The organism is Vibrio sp. 1078-1, assembly GCF_033340475.1.
The window spans coordinates 1-514 of sequence record NZ_JAWOWM010000926.1; the positions used below are offsets into that span (position 1 = coordinate 1).

A 514-nucleotide genomic window follows, 5' to 3' on the forward strand; every position below is an offset into this window, starting at 1 on the left:
AACAGCCTATCTGGCTATTTACCTTGGACGGACTTTGTGACCAACCGCAGAGAAGCAGTGAACTACATCTCTCAGCGCGTGAACAGCAAAGCGTTAGATGCCCACTGGTGCGCGATTTATTTTGATGAGCAGTTTACGGGTGTTATTGGCATCAAGGGTGTGGATTCGCACACACACGTCACTGAGATCGGCTATTGGTTGGCGAACAATGGGCGAGGACACCGAGTGATTGACCAAGTGCTTGCGGTTCTGATTCCTTTTTTAAAGCAGAAAGGGCATGCGCAGTTCATCCAATTCCACTGTATGGAAGATAACATTGCCAGTATCAATATTGCGGAGCGTGCTGGTGCCACATTAAAAGAATACGTTGATCACGAGTTCGAGACGCTTGACCGCTCTCAACGATTAGGCATTTATGAATTGCGTCTGACTTAGCTCCAAACCCACCGATATTTTAATCAGAGTTCGAACTCTAATTTCGCGAGCGCTACAATAGTAACATTGTTGCGCTCGT

The 514-nt window shown here is 46.9% G+C and carries 1 protein-coding gene; it reads left to right on the forward strand.

What is annotated here, in order from left to right:
- Positions 1-435, forward strand: a 435-nt coding sequence (locus R7190_RS30890; RefSeq protein ID WP_318138346.1) for a GNAT family N-acetyltransferase, incomplete at its 5' end; no start/stop codon positions are given.
- Positions 436-514 lie beyond the last annotated feature (79 nt).